The sequence below is a fragment of the Allobosea sp. FG18 genome, from assembly GCF_057809495.1.
The window spans coordinates 82,905-98,592 of sequence record NZ_JBMDKB010000003.1 but is presented as its reverse complement, the minus strand read 5'-3'; the positions used below and the strand labels follow the sequence as shown (position 1 = coordinate 98,592).

Here is a 15,688-nt window from a genome sequence, read left to right as displayed (position 1 = left end):
AACCTCTCCAAAACAAGAAAGGGCCGCTCACGCGACCCTTCCCTCATCCGGCGCTACGCGCCACCTTCTCCCGCAAGGGGAGAAGGGAAGATCAGCCGCGCGCTTCCAGCGCCTTGATGATCGCCGCGCCCATTTCGCTGGTCGAAACGGCGTTGGCGCCGGGAGCCGCGATGTCCTTGGTGCGGGTGCCGGAGCCCAGCACGTCGGCGATCGCGCCCTCCAGCTTGTCCGCCGCCTCGCCCGCGCCGAAGGAATAGCGCAGCGCCATCGCGAAGGAGCCGATCATCGCGATCGGGTTGGCGAGGCCCTTGCCGGCGATGTCCGGGGCCGAGCCATGGACGGGCTCGTAGAGCGCCTTGCGCTTGCCGGTGGCAGGATCCTCGGCACCGAGCGAGGCGGAGGGCAGCATGCCGAGCGAGCCGGTCAGCATCGCCGCGACGTCCGACAGGATGTCGCCGAACAGGTTGTCGCACACAATGACATCGTACTGCTTCGGCCAGCGCACGAGCTGCATGGCGCAGTTGTCGGCCAGCACATGCTCCAGCTCGACGTCCTTGTACTCTGCGGCATGCAGCGCGGTGACCGTCTGCTTCCAGAGCACGCCGGTCTTCATGACGTTGTGCTTCTCGGCCGAGGAGACCTTGTTGCGGCGGGTGCGCGCCAGCTCGAAGGCGACGCGGCAGATCCGGTCAATTTCCGGCGTGGTGTAGAGCTGCGTATCGACGCCGCGCTTGGAGCCGTCCTCCAGCGTGACGATCTCCTTCGGCTCGCCGAAATAGACGCCGCCGGTGAGCTCGCGCACGATCAGGATGTCGAGGCCTTCGACGACCTCCGGCTTCAGCGAGGAGGCAGAGGCCAGCGCCGGGTAGCAGATCGCCGGGCGCAGGTTGGCGAACAGGCCGAGATCCTTGCGCAGGCGCAGCAGGCCGGCTTCCGGGCGATGCTGATAGGGCACGTCGGCCCATTTGGGGCCGCCGACCGCGCCGAACAGCACGGCGTCGGCATCCTGCGCCAGCTTCATGTCGCCTTCGGAGATCGCCTGCTTGTGTGCGTCGTAAGCGGCGCCGCCGACAAGGCCCTTCTCGATCTCGAAGGAGCCGAGGCCCTGCTTGCCGAACCAGGAGACGATCTGCTCGACCTGGCCCATCACCTCGGGGCCGATGCCGTCACCGGGGAGCAGCAGGAGCTTGTGGGTCGCCATGATCGTCGCCTCGCCTTCGCGTGTTTGCGTTGGCGGGTGATTACGGGCGCAAGGCGGCGCGCGCAAGCGCCGCGATGCAGCCCTGCCCTGTGCGAAGCGTGGCGATGTCAGGCCTTCGGCAGGCGCGCCGTGACCTCGATCTCGACCTTCATCTCGGGCTTCAGCAGCCCGGACACGACATAGATGCCGGCGGCCGGCCTGATCTCGCGGAAGAACTCGCCGCAAACGCCGAGCACCGGCTCGCAATAGCTGCGGTCGGTGACGAAATACTGTGCCCGCGCGACCTGGGCGAGTGAGGAACCCGCCTCCTTCAGCACGGTGCTGATCGTGCGGAAGATGTTGCGCGCCTGCTCGGCCGGATCGTCGGGCAGGATCATTGTGGCGTAGTCGTAGCCGGTCGTGCCGGAGACGAAGACGAGATCGCCATCGATCACGGCGCGCGAATAGCCGAAGCTGCGCTCGAAGGGCGAACCGGTGGAAATCAGGCGGCGCATGAGTTCTCCGAATGAAACGCAGGTCATCCCGGGCGACCGAAGGGAGACCCGGGTTCCATGCCGGACCGGTTCAGGCATGGATCCCGGATCGGCGCCGCTATCGCGGCTTGTCCGGGATGACCAAGCCATTCATCCAATGCGGCAGCATACGCCACCCGTTTTCTGCGCGGTCAGACCCGCCCGCCCTTCAGAGCGCGCAGCACCTTCTCACCGGGCCGTCCCGTTTGCGGCATGCCGATCTTCGCCTCGATCTCCTTGATCGCGGCGCGGGTCAGCGAACCGACAGCGCCGTCCGGCTCGCCGACATTGTACCCGCGCTGGATCAGCAGGCGCTGCAGCTCGCGGCGCTGCTCGCGCGAGAGCGGCAGGTCGTCGGTCGGCCAGTCGCCCTGCACGCCCGGCCGCCCCCGCAGGCGATCGGAGAGCAGCGAGATGGCGAGCGCATAGGAATCCGCGCCGTTATAGCTGTAGGCGGCGTCGTAATTCTTGAAGACGAGGAAGGCCGGGCCGTTGCGCCCCGCCGGCATCAGCAGCCCGGCATTGCCCGAGCCCGTCAGCGCCGAGCCGTCATATTTGACGATGCCGCGCGAAGCCCAGCTCGACACCGGCTGCTTGGGGTTGCGCCCGGTCGGGCCGGAATAGCCCCCGGGCACGCGGACTTCATAACCCCAGGTCGCGCCGGTGATCCAGCCGGCCTTGTCCATGAAATTCGCGGTCGAATGCAGCGCGTCGGGAATAGAATCGACGAGATCGCGCCGGCCGTCGCCATCGCCATCCACCGCGAGCCTGAGATAGGTCGAGGGGATGAACTGGGTGTGGCCGAAGGCACCGGCCCAGGAGCCGAACAGCCGCTCGGGGCGCACATCGCCGCGCTGGATGATCTGCAGCGTCGCGATCAGCTCGCCCTTGAAGAAGGCGTTGCGGCGCGGCGCCAGGCAGGCGCCGGTCGAGAGCGCCTGAACCAGCGGCATCTTGCCCCGCGCCTTGCCGAAATCGCTCTCGACGCCCCAGACGGCGGCGATGGTGTGGCGGTCGACGCCGAAGCGCTGCTCCGCCGCCGCGAGGGTCGAGGCATGCTGGCGCATCATCGCGCGCCCTTCCGCGACCTTCTCCTCGTCGACGAGCGTGCCGAGATAGTCCCAGATCGGAGTCTTGAACTCCGGCTGGTTGTTCATGGCTTCGATGACCTTCATGTCCGGCTCGACGCCGGCCATGGCCCGATCGAAGGTCGCGCCCGAGACGCCCTTGGCGGCGGCCGCTGATTTCAGCCCGGCCAAGCAGGACTGGAAGCCGCTCTGCGCCGAAGTGGCAGAGGCGAGGAGGATGAGTGGCAAGGCCAGTGTGATTGCGCGCATGGTCTCCACCGAATCGCAGAATTTGCGCAAAACTAGGGCGTTGCCGTTAACGGAAGTTAATCATGGCGCATCTGGCGATGCGCGACCGAATCCCGCTATGGGAGGCGGCCTCACCCGGAACCCGCCCCGTGCCCCTCTCCGTCGAACTCCTCGGTTTCGTCGCCGCCGCGCTGACCAGCCTGTGCTGGCTGCCGCAGACCTGGCGCACGCTGCGCACGCGCGATGCCCGCGCCATCTCGTTATGGACGCAGATCCTGCTGGCTTGCGGGACGGTGCTCTGGCTGGTCTACGGCGTCCAGATCCTGTCCTGGCCGGTCATCGTCGCCAATGCGCTGACCCTGCTGCTCGTGCTGGCCATCATCACCATGAAGCTGCGTTTCGGCTGAACGCCCAAGCACCTCCACACCATCGCGAAGAAGGCTACCGGCATGCCCTCGCTCTCCATGGCCCATCTCCTGCCGATCGTTATGCTGTTCGGCTCGAACATCTTCATGACCTTCGCCTGGTACGGGCATCTCAGCTACAAGAGCACCGCGATCTGGCTCGCCATCCTCGCGAGCTGGATGATCGCGCTGCCCGAATACATGCTGGCCGTGCCCGCCAACCGCATCGGCTCCGCCGTCTATTCCGCCGCCGAGCTGAAGACGATGCAGGAGGTGATCACGCTCACCGTCTTCGCCGGCTTCTCGGTGTTCTGGCTGAAGGAATCGCTGACCTGGAGCCATGCAATCGGCTTCGCCCTGATCGCGGCCGGCGCCTTCTTCATCTTCCACGCCAAGGCCTGAGCGCCGCGCGTCACTTTCCCTTTCGACAGGACGACTGCCTTGCAAAAGACGGCACTGCTTCTCTGCGGCCTCGTGCTCGCCCCCACTGCCGCCCTCGCCGGCCCGACCTGCAGCCCCAGCGACGACAACGCGCGCATCCTCTCCGGCCCCTCGGCCAGCGCCGTCCATCGCAGCTGGCAGGGCGGCAAGCAGGTTGGCTACGGCTGGTCGCTCCAGGTCGAGCGCAGCGCCCATGACGCCGCCGGCACCGAATATTATGTCGGCGACCTCTACGACGCCAATGGCAGCCTCGCCACGCGCAAGGTCTTCGTCATCGAACGCGAATGGGATTGCGGGCCGTGATGGGCAGCTAACGGGCCGGCTTGACCCGCAGCACCTTCCCGTCGGCATCGTCGCTGAGCAGATAGAGGAAACCGTCCGGCCCCTGCACGACGTCGCGAATGCGCGCGCCGATATCGGTCAGCAGGCGCTCCTCGCCCGTCACCTTCTCGCCCTCGGTCGAGAGCCTGACCAGCATCTGCCCGGCGAGCGCTCCGACGAAGAGCGAGTTCTTCCAGGCGGGCCAGGCCGCGCCGGTATGGAAGGCGGCGCCGGATGGCGCGACCGACGGGTCCCAGTAGAACAGCGGCTGCTCCATACCGGGCTTCGACGTGCCCTCGCCGATTTTCGCGCCGGAATAGTCGACGCCGTAGGTAATGACGGGCCAGCCATAGTTCAGCCCCGCCTTGGGCGTGTTGACCTCGTCGCCGCCGCGCGCCGCGTGCTCGGCCGTCCAGAGCTGCCCGGTATCGGGATGCAGCGCTGCGCCCTGCACGTTGCGATGGCCGATCGACCAAATCTCGGGAGCCCAACCCTCCTTTTTCGGGTTATCGGCCGGCGTTGCCCCATCCGGCCTGATGCGGATGACCTTGCCGAGATGATTGGCGGGATTTTGCGCCTGGTCGCGCTGGCTGTAGCGATCGCCCACCGTGACGAAGAGCGCGCCCGTCCGGTCGAAGACCAGACGCGAGCCGAAATGCAGGTTGGAATTGATCGCCGGCAATTGCCGGAAGATCACCTCGACAGCGGTCAGCGCCGTGCCCTGCTCGTTCAGGCGCCCGCGCGCAACGCTGGTGCCGCTGCCGCCGGAGCGCGGCTCGGAAAAGGAGAGATAGACGAGGCGGTTCTGCGCGAAAGCCGGATCGAGCGCGATGCCGAGCAGCCCCCCCTGCCCGCGCGCCGCAACGCTCGGCACCCCGTTGATCGGCCGCGAGAGCTTGCCGTCTTTCTCGACCAGCCGCAGCCGGCCCGGCCGCTCGGTGACCAGCATGCGCCCGTCCGGCAGGAAGGCGAGGCCCCAGGGATTTTCGAGACCCGTCGCAACGGTCTCGACCGTTAACTCGCCGGCACTGGAAGGATAGCGCTTCTGGGCCGAGGCCGGCGGCGCCGGGCTCGCGAGCGCCAGAACCGTTCCGAGCAAACCCACCAGTCCCAATCGCAGCATCGCGCTCTCCTCATTCCATCCGGCCCCTGACCGGAGATAGAGGGGAACGCCGCGGATCACCAAGCCGTTGCGACCAACTCACGACGAAGTGAGACGATCGGTTGGCTTTCATCGAGCGTGACATCGGCCTCCGTCACCGGCTGGCCGGCAGCAACGTCGCGGCTGAGCCTCACGCCATGGGCGAGGCCGATCGGCAAGGCACGCCGCGCCCTGCTCTCGGCCGCCGGCATCAACCGGCCATAGACGGTGTAGCCGCCCTCGCCATCGAGCATCTCGCCGGCCTTGAGCGCACGTTTCGCCACCGCGACCGCATCGCCGCGCCAGCCGCGCGTCGTGCCGGTCGGTTCGGCCCGCAACACCGCGTTCAGCGCAGAAATGGAGAGCTCGAGCCCGATCAGATGGAAGGGCTTGTACATCGCCGCATAGCGGCCGGTCGCATCGGTCGGCAGGCCGTACTGCTTGAAGCAGGCGGCGGCATAGTCGTTCGGCGCCTTCAGCACGACATAGACGCCCCAGCGCAGGTCCCGGAAGACCGGCCGCCCGTCGCGCTCCAGCGAGGAGACCACCTCGACCATCCCGTCGCGCTCCAGTTGCCCACCGACCGCGCGCGGCCGCAGCACATGGGCGAGATCGTCGACGCCGCAAGGCGGAAAGGCGAGCCCGGCCTCCGGCACGTCGAGATCGCAGGCATTGGCGATCGCTGCCATCTCGATCGCCGACTTGGTGCCGTCGAGGAAGGAATTGAACATCTGCGGGTTCATGCCGCCGGCCTTGGCCGCTTCCGGCGTCAGGCCGTAATGGGTCCAGACATCATCCGGCGTGACCTCGTGGTATACCGGCAGGTACTTGGTGCCCTTGCCCGCTGCCGCGACGGTAAAGCCGGTGGCGCGCGCCCAGTCGACCATCTCGCAGACCAGCGCCGGCTGGTCGCCATAGGCCATGGAATAAACCACGCCGGCCGCTTTCGCCCGCTGCGCCAGCACCGGCCCGACCAGCACGTCGGCCTCGACATTGACCATCACGACATGGCGCCTGGCCTCGATCGCGGCCAGCGCATGACGTGCGCCCGCGGCAGGGTGGCCCGTCGCCTCCAGCACGACCTCGACGCCGTCCGCTCGTGCGGCCTGCGCGCCGTCATCGACGAAGCGCGTCCGCGCGATCCGCGCCTCGTCCCAGCCAACGGTGCGGCAGGCCGCCTTGGCCCGCTCGGGATCGAGATCGGCGATGACCGCGACCTCCAGGCCCTCGATATGCGGCACCTGCGACAGGAACATCGAGCCGAACTTGCCGGCGCCGATCAGCGCCGCGCGCACGGGCTTCCCTGCCTCGCGGCGAGCGGCGAGCTTGGGCATCAGGTTCATGGGGCAGGCTCCCGCGCATCACACCCCACAGCCCTCATCCTGAGGAGCGCTCCATAGGAGCGCGTCTCGAAGGATGCTTCAGGAAGCTGCGGAGATCACTGGACCATCCTTCGAGGCGGCCGCTGACGCGGCCTCCTCAGGATGGGGGCTGAGCGAATGTCTCGCGTTATTCCGGCTTCACGCCGGCATCAGCGATGATCTGCTTCCAGGTCGCGATTTCCTGGGTGTGGTAGGGCTTGAACGCCACGGGATCGCGCACCTTGAGCGTGAAGCCGAGCTTCAGGATTGCCTCGCGCGTCTCAGGCTTGTTCAGCGAGGCGAGAACCGCCTTGGAGAGCGTGTCGAGCACGGCATCCGGCGTCTTGGCCGGGGCGAAGAGGGCCGCCCAGGAATCGGCATCGGCATTGTTCACGCCCTGCTCGCGCAGCGTCGGGATGTCCTTGGCGCGCGGGTTGCGCTCGGGGCTTGCCAGGGCGAGCGCGCGCAGCGTGCCGGAATTGATCTGCTCCAGCACGCTCGGCAGCGTCGAATTGGCGATGTCGATGCGGTCGGCGACGATCTCCTGCACCAGCGGCGCCGCTCCCCTAAAGGGCACGTGCGTCATCTTGATGCCGGTGCGCTGCATGAACAGCTCCATCGCCAGATGCGAGCCGGAGCCGACGCCGGTCGAGCCATAGTTGAGCTTGCCCGGCTCGGCCTTGGCGAGCGCGATCAGCTCCTGGATGTTCTTCACCGGCAGGCCGTTGCGCACGACGAAGGCGTGCTCGAAGGCGCCGACGCCGGCGAGCGGCGCGAAATCCTTGACCGCGTCGTAGCCCGGCTCCTTCAGCAGGAACATGTTGTTGCCATGCGTCTGGTTGTTGCCGAACACGATGGTGTAGCCGTCCGGCGCCGCATGGGCGACGGCGCGGGTGCCGACGGCGCCCGAGGCGCCGGCCCGGTTGTCGACCACGACATTATGCCCGAAGGCGACCGCGAGGTCCTGCGCCACGAAACGCGCGATGGCATCCGTCGGCCCGCCCGCCGGATAGGGCACGACCAGCGTGACGACCTTGCTGGGGAAGCTCTGGGCCCGGACGATCGACGGAGCGAAGACGGCGCCGGCCATCAGGCCGAGCGTGGAACGGCGGGTCAACGACATGGACTTCCTCCCGGACGCCCGCCTGAATGGCAGGCCTGCTTTGCGGCGAGATTTACGGGCAAAGGCGCCATGCGTCCAGCAATGCCAAAGTCATAACGACCAGCGCGACAACACCCGCCACTCCCGTCATTGCGAGCGAAGCGAAGCAATCCAGGGAGACTAGCCTGATCGTCTCACCCAGTTCCCCTGGATTGCTTCGTCGCTTCGCTCCTCGCAATGACGGCTTATACCGACCCGAGGGCCTCTATCCACTGAGCCCCGCCCGCTTCAGGCGCTGGATCGCGAGATCGAGCGCCTGCAGGAAGGCCGAGCGGTCCTTCGGCGAGAACGGCTTCGGCCCGCCCTGCACGGTGCCCATCGCGCGCAGATCCTCCATCATGTCGCGCGTCGCCAGTGCCATGCCGATCGAGGCCTCGGTGAAGGGCTTGCCGGTCGGCCCGATGACGTCGGCACCGGCCTTGATGCAGCGATCGGCGAGCGGAATGTCGGCCGTGATCACGATAGCACCGCGCGAGACCCGTTCCGCGATCCAGTCATCGGCCGCGTCGAAATTGCCGGGCACCGTCACGCGCTCGATCCAGGGCTCGCGCGGCACGTTGAGAAAGCTGTTGGCGACGACGAAGACGTGCAGGCGGTGGCGCCCGGCGACGCGATAGACCTCGTCCTTCACCGGACAGGCGTCGGCATCGACATAAACAGCGATCGGACCGGCAGCGTTCGTCATGGACCGGCCTTCGCATGCCCGGAGCGCAAGGGCAAACCGCCCTGAATTCATGACGTTTCTGCCAGACATCAATCAGTTGCGCTTGCGATCATCGCCGTCGAGTCATAAACCTCGCCCGCGCCTTGTTCCGGCGCGCAACCTTCCGCCTCCCCGGAGATCAGTCCCATGGCCTTTCTTGCCGATGCCCTGAAGCGCGTGAAGCCGTCCGCGACCATCACGATCACGCAGAAGGCCCGCGACCTGAAAGCCCAGGGCAAGGACGTGATCTCGCTCTCCGTCGGCGAGCCCGATTTCGACACGCCGGACAATATCAAGGAAGCCGCGATCTCCGCGATCAAGCGCGGCGAGACCAAGTACACCCCGGTCTCCGGCATCCCGCAGCTGCGCGAGGCGGTCGCCCGCAAGTTCAAGCGCGAGAACGGCCTCGACTACAAGCCGAGCCAGACCATCGTCTCGACCGGCGGCAAGCACGTCATCTACAACGCCCTGCTCGCCACGCTGAACCCGGGCGATGAGGTCATCTGCGTTTCGCCCTACTGGGTTTCCTACCCTGAGATGGTCGCGCTCTGCGGGGGCACGCCGACCTATGCCGAGACCTATCTCAAGAACGACTTCAAGCTGCAGCCGGAAGACCTCGAGAAGGCCATCACCCCGAAGACCAAGTGGGTGATCCTGAACTCCCCGTCGAACCCGTCCGGCGCCGCCTACAGCCATGCCGAGATGAAGAAGCTCACGGATGTGCTGATGCGCCATCCGCATGTCTGGATCCTCACCGACGACATGTACGAGCACCTCGTCTATGGCGATTTCACCTTCGTCACCCCGGCGCAGGTCGAGCCCGCCCTCTACGAGCGCACGCTGACCATGAACGGCGTCTCGAAATCCTATGCCATGACCGGCTGGCGCATCGGCTACGCCGCCGGTCCGCAGCACCTGATGAACGCCATGGACCTCGTCCAGGGCCAGCAGACCTCCGGCACCTCGGCGATCTCGCAATGGGCCGCTGTCGAGGCGCTCGACGGCACGCAGGAGCATATTCCGGTCTTCAAGAAGGCCTTCGAGCGCCGTCGCGACCTCGTCGTCTCCATGCTGAACCAGACCCGCGGCCTGAAGTGCCCGGTGCCGGAAGGTGCGTTCTACGTCTACCCGGACTGCTCGGCCCTGATCGGCAAGACCATGCCGAACGGCAAGAAGATCGAGACCGACGAGGACCTCGTCATGGGCCTGCTCGAGACGGAAGCGGTCGCGGCCGTACACGGCTCGTCCTTCGGCCTCGGCCCCAATTTCCGCATCTCCTACGCCACCTCGGATGAGAAGCTGGAAGAGGCCTGCCGCCGCATCCAGCGCTTCTGCGCCGAGCTGCGCTGAGCATCATGACCAAAGGCGCCGCAACGCGCCGGATCGTTCTGGCCGGGAGCTTCATGCTCCCGGCCTCTTTTGTTTTCGGACAATCGGCGGCGACGCTGTCGCCCCGCGAGGCCCATGAGGCCGCCCTGGCGAAGCGCATCCTGCTCGTCGATATCCGCAGTGCGCAGGAATGGGCCGATACCGGCCTGCCGCGAGGTGCCTTGCCTCTCGATGTCGATGCGCCGGCCTTCGAGGTCAGGATCGCGGGCTTGCGTCTTGATCATCCCGGCAAGCGCATTGTCCTGATCGATCGCACGGGCGCACAAGCGGTTGCTGTGGCGCAGAAGCTCGCCGGGCGCGGCTGGCGCGATCTCGCAGCCGTGCGCGGCGGCATGCTCGGGCCGGGCGGCTGGCTGGCAGAGAAGCTGCCGGTCTCGGAGTATCGTTAGCACCCTTCTTCCCTTGGGGGAGAAGGTGGCAGCGCGAAGCGCTGACGGATGAGGGAAGACTGGTGCTAACGGCCCTCATCCGTCTGCTTCGCAGACACCTTCTCCCCCAAGGGGAGAAGGGAAAGAAGGTCCGGCCGCCGCTCCCGCGTGATCCGCTCCGCCTCAGCCCTCCGCCATTTCGCGATGCGGGCGTGATCGCCGGAGAGCAGCGCCTCGGGCAGCCCCCTGCCTTCCCATTCACGCGGGCGGGTGTAGTGCGGGTATTCCAGCAAGCCGTTCTCGAAGCTTTCGTCTTCGCCGGAAGCGACCTTGCCCATCACACCAGGGATAAGACGCACGCAGGCATCGAGCAGCGTCAGCGCCGCCATCTCGCCGCCGGAGAGGATGTAATCGCCGATCGAAACCTCGATCAGCTTGCGCCCCTCGATCACACGCTCGTCGACGCCCTCGAAGCGCCCGCAGACGATGACGAGGCCGGGCCCCTCCGCCCAATCGCGGACCTGTTCCTGCTTGAGCGGCCGCCCGCGCGGCGACATCAGCAGGCGCGGGCGATCGTCATCCGCCGGCACCGCCGCATCGATCGCCGCCGCCAGCACGTCGCAGCGCAGCACCATGCCGGCACCGCCGCCGGCCGGATTGTCGTCGACATTGCGATGGCGGCCGATGCCGTGCTCGCGGATCTGGTGGGTATCGAGCGACCACAGCCCCTTGCGCAACCCCTCGCCCGCCAGCGAGATGCCGAGCGGCCCCGGAAACATCTCCGGATAGAGCGTCAGGATCGAAGCGCGGAAGGGCATGCCTTCAAGCAAAGCGCAGCGCTGGCAACCCGTCCAGCGCCGTGAAATCGGGAGCCGATGCGATCAGGTTGTCGTAAGTCGCGAAGCCCTCGGGGCCGAGCAGGGTGAGCAGCGCCACGGCGCGCATGCCGGCGCGGCGTGCCGCCTCGACGCCGAGCGGCGCGTCCTCGAAGACGATGCAATCGGCCGGATCGACCTTCATGCGCTCGGCGGCGGCCAGGAACATGTCGGGATGCGGCTTGCCGCGGAACCCCTGGCTCGGCGAGACGATGGTCGAAAAGCGCCGGCGCAGGTCCAGCGCATCGAGCACCACTTCGATATTCGGCGGTGGCGCAGCGGTGCCGACCGCCATCGGCACGCCGGCCGCATCGGCGCGTGCCATCAGGTCGAGCAGGCCGGCGGTCGCCGCGACATGCGGGCGATAGGCCTCGCGATAGAGCGCTTCCTTGGCATCGCCCATCGCCGCGATCTCGTCGGGGGTGGCGTCCGGGAAGTAAGGCCCGACGATCTCGCTCAGCGCCATGCCGGCGGTACGGGCCGAAAAGGTCTCGCGATCGAAGGGCAGGTTGTTGCTGACGTGCCAGCTCTCCCAGGCATCGTCATGGAAGCGCATGTTGTCGACGATGGTGCCGTCCATGTCGAAGATCAGCGCGCGGGCCGGCCTATTGCTTGTCATCGTCGGGCTCGAACAATCCCAATGGGGGCGCAGCCTCGATCCGGCGTGCGGCGATGTCGATGCGCGGCGCGAAGGCCTTGGTGAAGGGCATCAGGACGAAACGTCCGTCCGGCGTCTTGATATCGAGCAGGTCGCCGGCCCCGTAATTCTCGACACCGGTGACGGTGCCGAGCACGGCGCCGTCCGGCCCGACCACGCTGCAGCCGATCAGGTCGGCATGCAGGAACTCGTCTTCGTCCGCATCCGCGGAGAGCTTGTCGCGGGCGACGAAAAGTTCGGTCCCGTTCAACGCCTCGGCCTGCTCGCGCGTCGTCACACCCTCGAGGCGGGCGACGACCACTTCCTTGGCCGGGCGGATATCGGTGATTTCGTAGCTGCGGCCCTTGCTGTCGGTCAGCGGGCCGTAATCGGCGATCCCGAGGGGATCGCCGGTGAAGGTCTTGATCCTGACCTCGCCGCGCACGCCATGCGGCGCGCCGACGATACCGAGCAGGATGAGGTCACTCATGTCAGCACGCCATGCCCGGCCTTGAGCCGGACATCTCCTTGAGAAAACGCTCGGGCCGAGGCTGCGCCCCGCCCGAGATCGACGTGCCGACGATCAGGCTCACGCCTCGGCGGCTTCTTCGGCAGCCGGAGCAGCGGCCTTCTCGGCCTTCTTCTCGGCGCGCTCCTTGGCCTTCTCGCCGGGAACAGCCTTGTTCGGGTTGTTGCGGGCAGCGCGCTTGACGAGGCCGGCAGCGTCGAGGAAGCGCAGGACGCGGTCGGTCGGCTGGGCGCCCTTGGCGAGCCAGGCCTGGACCTTCTCGAGGTCGAGCACGACGCGGTCGGCGGCGTCCTTGGCCTTCATCGGATCATAGGAGCCGATCTTCTCGATGAAGCGGCCATCGCGCGGCGAGCGCGAGTCGGCAACGACGATGCGGTAGTAGGGACGCTTCTTGGCGCCGCCGCGGGTCAGGCGAATCTTGAGGGACATGGGTCTTCTCCGGTCAGGTTTGGTTTTGGTTCAGTGTTTCGCAGGCGTGGCGGCCGGATGCCGGTAGATGCCGACCTCGGTGCCACGGATCACGAAGGGTTTCTCGAAGCGCGCGCCGAGACGCTCGGCGACGCGGATCGAGGGTCGGTTATCGGGATGCACCAGACTCATCAGCGTGGTCCACCCCAAGTCGCGATAGGCATAGTCACGGGCGCGCAGCGCGGCCTCGGTCGCAAAGCCGCGACCATGCTCGCCCGCGAACAGGCTCCAGCCGATCTCCGGCTCGGGCCAGCCTTCCGGCGAAAGCAGGCCGCACCAGCCGACGAGCCGGCGGTCCTCCTTCGCCTCCACCGCCCAGAGGCCGTGGCCGCGCAAGGTCCAATGGCCAGCCATGCTGGACAGACGCCGCCACGAATCCTCGCGGCTGCTGGCGCCGCCGACATAGCGCGTGAGTTCCTCGTTGCCGAAGAACTGCGCGAGCACGTCGAAATCGGCGGCCGTCCAGCCGCGCAGCCGCAACCGCTCTGTTTCCAGAACGGGAATCACTTCTTCTTGCCCCCGAACGGGTTACCCAGGCCGGGCAAGCCGCCGCCGCCGAGGCCCGGCAGCTTCGGCATCATCCCGGCCGGCGGGGTCACGCCCTTCGGCAGGCCGGGGAAACCGCCCGGCGGCATCGACGGCAGGCCGCCGCCCGCGCCGAGCTGCTTCTGCAGTTCCGCGAGCTGAGCAGGGTCCATCTTCGAGGGATCGGGCATGCCGGCCGGCAGGCCGCCGCCGAGCCCGAACATCGAGCCGAGCTTGCCGAGCATGCCGCCCTTCTGCTTGGCCATCATCTTCATGGCATCGGCCATGCCACGATGCATTTTCAGTAGCTTGTTGATCTGCTCGGCCGTGGTGCCGGAGCCGGCCGCGATGCGCTTCTTGCGGCTGTTCTTGAGCAGGTCGGGGTTCTTGCGCTCGGCCGCCGTCATCGAGTCGATCGCGGCGATCATGCTCTTGAACATCTTGTCGCCGACGCCGGCATTCGCGAGCTGCGACTGCGCCTGCTTCATGCCGGGCAGCATGCCCATCACACCGCCGATGCCGCCCATCTTCTCCATCTGCTGGAGCTGCGCGCGCATGTCGGACAGGTCGAACTGCCCCTTGGCCATGCGCTGCGCGGTGGCCTGCGCCTGCTCGGCGTCGATCGTCTGCGCCGCCTTCTCGACGAGCGAGACGATGTCGCCCATGCCGAGGATGCGGTTGGCGACGCGCGAGGGATGGAACTCGTCGAGCTCGTCGACCTTTTCGCCGATACCGACAAGCTTGATCGGCTTGCCGGTGACGGCACGCATCGAGAGCGCCGCACCGCCGCGCGAATCGCCGTCCATGCGGGTCAGCACGATGCCGGTCAGGCCGACGCGGGCATCGAAGGCGCGCGCCGTGTTGACGGCGTCCTGACCGGTCAGCGCGTCGGCGACGAGCAGAACTTCGTGCGGATTCGTCGCGGCCTTGACCTCGGCGACCTCGGCCATCAGCGTGTCGTCGAGCGTCACGCGGCCGGCGGTGTCGAGCATCACGACGTCGTAGCCGCCGAGGCGGGCGGCCTCGACCGCGCGCTTGGCGATCTGCACCGCCGACTGGCCGGCGACGATCGGCAGCGTCTGGACGCCGACCTGGCTGCCGAGAATGGCGAGCTGTTCCATGGCGGCCGGGCGTCGCGTATCGAGCGACGCCATCAGCACCTTCTTCTTGTGGCGCTCCGTCAGGCGCTTGGCGATCTTCGCCGTCGAGGTGGTCTTACCGGAACCCTGCAGACCGACCATCAGGACCGGCACCGGCGGCACGGCGTCGAAATTGATGCCCTCGCCCTCGCCGCCCAGCGTCTCGATCAGGACGTCATTGACGATCTTGATGACCTGCTGGCCGGGCGTGATCGACTTCAGCACCTCGGCGCCGACGGCGCGCTCGCGCACCTTGTCGGTGAAGGACCGGACAACCTCGAGCGCGACGTCGGCCTCGAGCAGCGCGCGGCGAACCTCGCGGAGCGCCGCGTTGACGTCCTCCTCGGTCAGCGAACCCCTGCGGGTCAGCCCCGAGAGGATGCCGGAGAGCCTGTCGCTCAGCGTGCCGAACATGCGGACCTGCCTGCCTCAAGGAGCCTTCAGCACCGAGCCTCATCGCCAAGCGGTTTCGCGCCCGAGGGCGCAATCGCGCTGTCGGGCGTTGACCTCCGGGCTCATGAAAGCGGCTTGCGCGGCCCGGTCGGCGGATGTGGTTTCGGCGATGTCGGCGAAACGGATGCGGTCTTAAAGCGGAAGACTGTGGCGAAAGTCAAGTTTTGGGGGCGGGCAGGCGCTGGAAATGGCGCTCAGGTTGCGCGACAGCTCTCTTCCAAGCATTGCTGGGCGGTTCGATTCATCATCAAGGGACCGACGATGCACTTTTCCGCCCTTCGCAGCCTGCCTCTCGCCGCCGGCCTCGTGCTCGCCAGCCTCGCCCCGGCACTGGCCCAGCCCTGCGCCAGCAACTTCAAGGTCGACGGCGTGCCGATGGTGACCGGGCTGAGCTACCGCACCTGGGACCTCATCCCCAACCGCCAGCCAGCCGCCGTGCTGAGCGATCTCGGTGCCGCCGTTTCGGCGGAGGGCTTCGCCGATATGCGCATCGACAAGGCGACGAGCGCCGTCGTCGCCATCCAGGAGACCTCCGGCTCCGGGCGCCCGCAGACGCTGCGCATCACCGCCCGCAAGAACGGCAAGGGCACCCGCGTCGATGCGGTCTTCGTCGTCCAGGCCGGACAGGTCGCGCCGGAAGACTATGTGCGCAAGGCGTTCTGCCGCGTGATCGGCGGCGCACGCAGCTAAACCGCGGAAATCGCGCGGCCCCAGAAAGGCCCTGATCGGGCGGCATCGCTGCG

At 67.3% G+C, this 15,688-nt stretch carries 19 protein-coding genes; 6 read left to right on the top strand and 13 right to left on the bottom strand.

Translation table 11 applies throughout. The annotated features are described in order from the left end of the window. Nucleotides 1-91: 91 nt before the first annotated feature. The 3 genes from leuB to ACODTJ_RS04535 all read right to left on the bottom strand — a co-directional run bounded on the left by leuB (nt 92) and on the right by ACODTJ_RS04535 (nt 3,050). The gene (gene leuB / locus ACODTJ_RS04545; protein WP_454656031.1) at nt 92-1,201 is read right to left on the bottom strand and encodes a 3-isopropylmalate dehydrogenase; all 1,110 of its coding nucleotides are present in this window, start codon (nt 1,199-1,201) and stop codon (nt 92-94) included. Nucleotides 1,202-1,308: 107 nt separating this feature from the next. Beyond that, complete coding sequence (locus ACODTJ_RS04540) at nt 1,309-1,695, bottom strand: RidA family protein (protein WP_454656030.1); 387 nt, start codon at nt 1,693-1,695, stop codon at nt 1,309-1,311. A 170-nt stretch (nt 1,696-1,865) separates the two neighbouring features. Continuing rightward, the gene (locus ACODTJ_RS04535) at nt 1,866-3,050 is read right to left on the bottom strand and encodes a lytic murein transglycosylase (RefSeq protein ID WP_454656029.1); all 1,185 of its coding nucleotides are present in this window, start codon (nt 3,048-3,050) and stop codon (nt 1,866-1,868) included. A gap of 62 nt (nt 3,051-3,112) precedes the next feature. Between ACODTJ_RS04535 and ACODTJ_RS04530 the strand changes: the two genes are divergently transcribed. The 3 genes from ACODTJ_RS04530 to ACODTJ_RS04520 are packed head-to-tail and all read left to right on the top strand — an operon-like array spanning nt 3,113 to nt 4,177. Next, the gene (locus ACODTJ_RS04530; RefSeq protein ID WP_454656028.1) at nt 3,113-3,436 is read left to right on the top strand and encodes a SemiSWEET family sugar transporter; all 324 of its coding nucleotides are present in this window, start codon (nt 3,113-3,115) and stop codon (nt 3,434-3,436) included. A gap of 42 nt (nt 3,437-3,478) precedes the next feature. Continuing rightward, nucleotides 3,479-3,835: a DMT family protein gene (locus ACODTJ_RS04525; protein WP_257731406.1), complete on the top strand. Its 357-nt coding sequence runs from the start codon at nt 3,479-3,481 to the stop codon at nt 3,833-3,835. Between the two features lie 39 nt (nt 3,836-3,874). Then, the gene (locus ACODTJ_RS04520) at nt 3,875-4,177 is read left to right on the top strand and encodes a hypothetical protein (protein ID WP_454656027.1); all 303 of its coding nucleotides are present in this window, start codon (nt 3,875-3,877) and stop codon (nt 4,175-4,177) included. A gap of 7 nt (nt 4,178-4,184) precedes the next feature. Here the strand turns inward: ACODTJ_RS04520 and ACODTJ_RS04515 are convergent, their stop codons facing one another. The 4 genes from ACODTJ_RS04515 to ACODTJ_RS04500 all read right to left on the bottom strand — a co-directional run bounded on the left by ACODTJ_RS04515 (nt 4,185) and on the right by ACODTJ_RS04500 (nt 8,544). Further along, the gene (locus ACODTJ_RS04515) at nt 4,185-5,318 is read right to left on the bottom strand and encodes a PQQ-dependent sugar dehydrogenase (RefSeq protein ID WP_454656026.1); all 1,134 of its coding nucleotides are present in this window, start codon (nt 5,316-5,318) and stop codon (nt 4,185-4,187) included. Nucleotides 5,319-5,374: 56 nt separating this feature from the next. After that, nucleotides 5,375-6,679: an NAD(P)H-dependent oxidoreductase gene (locus tag ACODTJ_RS04510; RefSeq protein ID WP_454656025.1), complete on the bottom strand. Its 1,305-nt coding sequence runs from the start codon at nt 6,677-6,679 to the stop codon at nt 5,375-5,377. Between the two features lie 166 nt (nt 6,680-6,845). After that, nucleotides 6,846-7,820 carry a Bug family tripartite tricarboxylate transporter substrate binding protein gene (locus ACODTJ_RS04505; RefSeq protein WP_454656024.1) on the bottom strand — a complete coding sequence of 325 codons (975 nt, stop codon included), beginning with the start codon at nt 7,818-7,820 and terminating at the stop codon, nt 6,846-6,848. A 244-nt stretch (nt 7,821-8,064) separates the two neighbouring features. Continuing rightward, nucleotides 8,065-8,544: a YaiI/YqxD family protein gene (locus ACODTJ_RS04500; RefSeq protein ID WP_454656023.1), complete on the bottom strand. Its 480-nt coding sequence runs from the start codon at nt 8,542-8,544 to the stop codon at nt 8,065-8,067. Between the two features lie 165 nt (nt 8,545-8,709). Between ACODTJ_RS04500 and ACODTJ_RS04495 the strand changes: the two genes are divergently transcribed. Both ACODTJ_RS04495 and ACODTJ_RS04490 read left to right on the top strand, forming a co-directional pair. Continuing rightward, nucleotides 8,710-9,912 carry a pyridoxal phosphate-dependent aminotransferase gene (locus ACODTJ_RS04495; RefSeq protein WP_454656022.1) on the top strand — a complete coding sequence of 401 codons (1,203 nt, stop codon included), beginning with the start codon at nt 8,710-8,712 and terminating at the stop codon, nt 9,910-9,912. A 5-nt stretch (nt 9,913-9,917) separates the two neighbouring features. Further along, the gene (locus tag ACODTJ_RS04490; RefSeq protein ID WP_454656021.1) at nt 9,918-10,340 is read left to right on the top strand and encodes a rhodanese-like domain-containing protein; all 423 of its coding nucleotides are present in this window, start codon (nt 9,918-9,920) and stop codon (nt 10,338-10,340) included. A gap of 65 nt (nt 10,341-10,405) precedes the next feature. Here ACODTJ_RS04490 and trmD read toward each other — a convergent pair whose 3' ends face one another. The 6 genes from trmD to ffh form a co-directional block, all read right to left on the bottom strand. Next, on the bottom strand, nt 10,406-11,137 hold the full coding sequence (trmD, locus tag ACODTJ_RS04485; protein ID WP_454656020.1) for a tRNA (guanosine(37)-N1)-methyltransferase TrmD: 732 nt from the start codon (nt 11,135-11,137) through the stop codon (nt 10,406-10,408). 4 nt (nt 11,138-11,141) lie between these two features. Then, nucleotides 11,142-11,813 carry an HAD family hydrolase gene (locus tag ACODTJ_RS04480; protein WP_454656019.1) on the bottom strand — a complete coding sequence of 224 codons (672 nt, stop codon included), beginning with the start codon at nt 11,811-11,813 and terminating at the stop codon, nt 11,142-11,144. After that, a complete protein-coding gene (rimM, locus tag ACODTJ_RS04475; RefSeq protein ID WP_454656018.1) occupies nt 11,800-12,321 on the bottom strand; it encodes a ribosome maturation factor RimM in 522 nt (173 codons plus the stop codon). Before rimM ends, ACODTJ_RS04480 begins: the two co-directional genes overlap by 14 nt. Before the next feature lie 99 nt (nt 12,322-12,420). After that, a complete protein-coding gene (rpsP, locus tag ACODTJ_RS04470; RefSeq protein ID WP_454656017.1) occupies nt 12,421-12,789 on the bottom strand; it encodes a 30S ribosomal protein S16 in 369 nt (122 codons plus the stop codon). Nucleotides 12,790-12,819: 30 nt separating this feature from the next. Then, a complete protein-coding gene (locus ACODTJ_RS04465) occupies nt 12,820-13,335 on the bottom strand; it encodes a GNAT family N-acetyltransferase (protein ID WP_454656016.1) in 516 nt (171 codons plus the stop codon). Further along, entirely contained in the window at nt 13,332-14,906 is a 1,575-nt protein-coding gene (ffh, locus tag ACODTJ_RS04460; RefSeq protein WP_454656015.1) for a signal recognition particle protein, read from the bottom strand. The genes ACODTJ_RS04465 and ffh overlap by 4 nt, the downstream gene beginning before the upstream one ends. 300 nt (nt 14,907-15,206) lie before the next feature. Here ffh and ACODTJ_RS04455 point away from each other — a divergent pair, with 300 nt between their 5' ends. Next, on the top strand, nt 15,207-15,635 hold the full coding sequence (locus ACODTJ_RS04455) for a hypothetical protein (protein WP_454656014.1): 429 nt from the start codon (nt 15,207-15,209) through the stop codon (nt 15,633-15,635). Nucleotides 15,636-15,688: the final 53 nt, after the last annotated feature.

Coding starts and splice junctions, on each gene's coding strand:
- leuB (WP_454656031.1), bottom strand. CDS start 1,201: ATGGCGACCCACAAGCTCCTGCTGCTCCCCGGTGACGGCATCGGCCCC.
- ACODTJ_RS04540 (WP_454656030.1), bottom strand. CDS start 1,695: ATGCGCCGCCTGATTTCCACCGGTTCGCCCTTCGAGCGCAGCTTCGGC.
- ACODTJ_RS04535 (WP_454656029.1), bottom strand. CDS start 3,050: ATGCGCGCAATCACACTGGCCTTGCCACTCATCCTCCTCGCCTCTGCC.
- ACODTJ_RS04530 (WP_454656028.1), top strand. CDS start 3,113: ATGGCGCATCTGGCGATGCGCGACCGAATCCCGCTATGGGAGGCGGCC.
- ACODTJ_RS04525 (WP_257731406.1), top strand. CDS start 3,479: ATGCCCTCGCTCTCCATGGCCCATCTCCTGCCGATCGTTATGCTGTTC.
- ACODTJ_RS04515 (WP_454656026.1), bottom strand. CDS start 5,318: ATGCTGCGATTGGGACTGGTGGGTTTGCTCGGAACGGTTCTGGCGCTC.
- ACODTJ_RS04510 (WP_454656025.1), bottom strand. CDS start 6,679: ATGAACCTGATGCCCAAGCTCGCCGCTCGCCGCGAGGCAGGGAAGCCC.
- ACODTJ_RS04505 (WP_454656024.1), bottom strand. CDS start 7,820: ATGTCGTTGACCCGCCGTTCCACGCTCGGCCTGATGGCCGGCGCCGTC.
- ACODTJ_RS04500 (WP_454656023.1), bottom strand. CDS start 8,544: ATGACGAACGCTGCCGGTCCGATCGCTGTTTATGTCGATGCCGACGCC.
- ACODTJ_RS04495 (WP_454656022.1), top strand. CDS start 8,710: ATGGCCTTTCTTGCCGATGCCCTGAAGCGCGTGAAGCCGTCCGCGACC.
- ACODTJ_RS04490 (WP_454656021.1), top strand. CDS start 9,918: ATGACCAAAGGCGCCGCAACGCGCCGGATCGTTCTGGCCGGGAGCTTC.
- trmD (WP_454656020.1), bottom strand. CDS start 11,137: ATGCCCTTCCGCGCTTCGATCCTGACGCTCTATCCGGAGATGTTTCCG.
- ACODTJ_RS04480 (WP_454656019.1), bottom strand. CDS start 11,813: ATGACAAGCAATAGGCCGGCCCGCGCGCTGATCTTCGACATGGACGGC.
- rimM (WP_454656018.1), bottom strand. CDS start 12,321: ATGAGTGACCTCATCCTGCTCGGTATCGTCGGCGCGCCGCATGGCGTG.
- rpsP (WP_454656017.1), bottom strand. CDS start 12,789: ATGTCCCTCAAGATTCGCCTGACCCGCGGCGGCGCCAAGAAGCGTCCC.
- ffh (WP_454656015.1), bottom strand. CDS start 14,906: ATGTTCGGCACGCTGAGCGACAGGCTCTCCGGCATCCTCTCGGGGCTG.
- ACODTJ_RS04455 (WP_454656014.1), top strand. CDS start 15,207: ATGCACTTTTCCGCCCTTCGCAGCCTGCCTCTCGCCGCCGGCCTCGTG.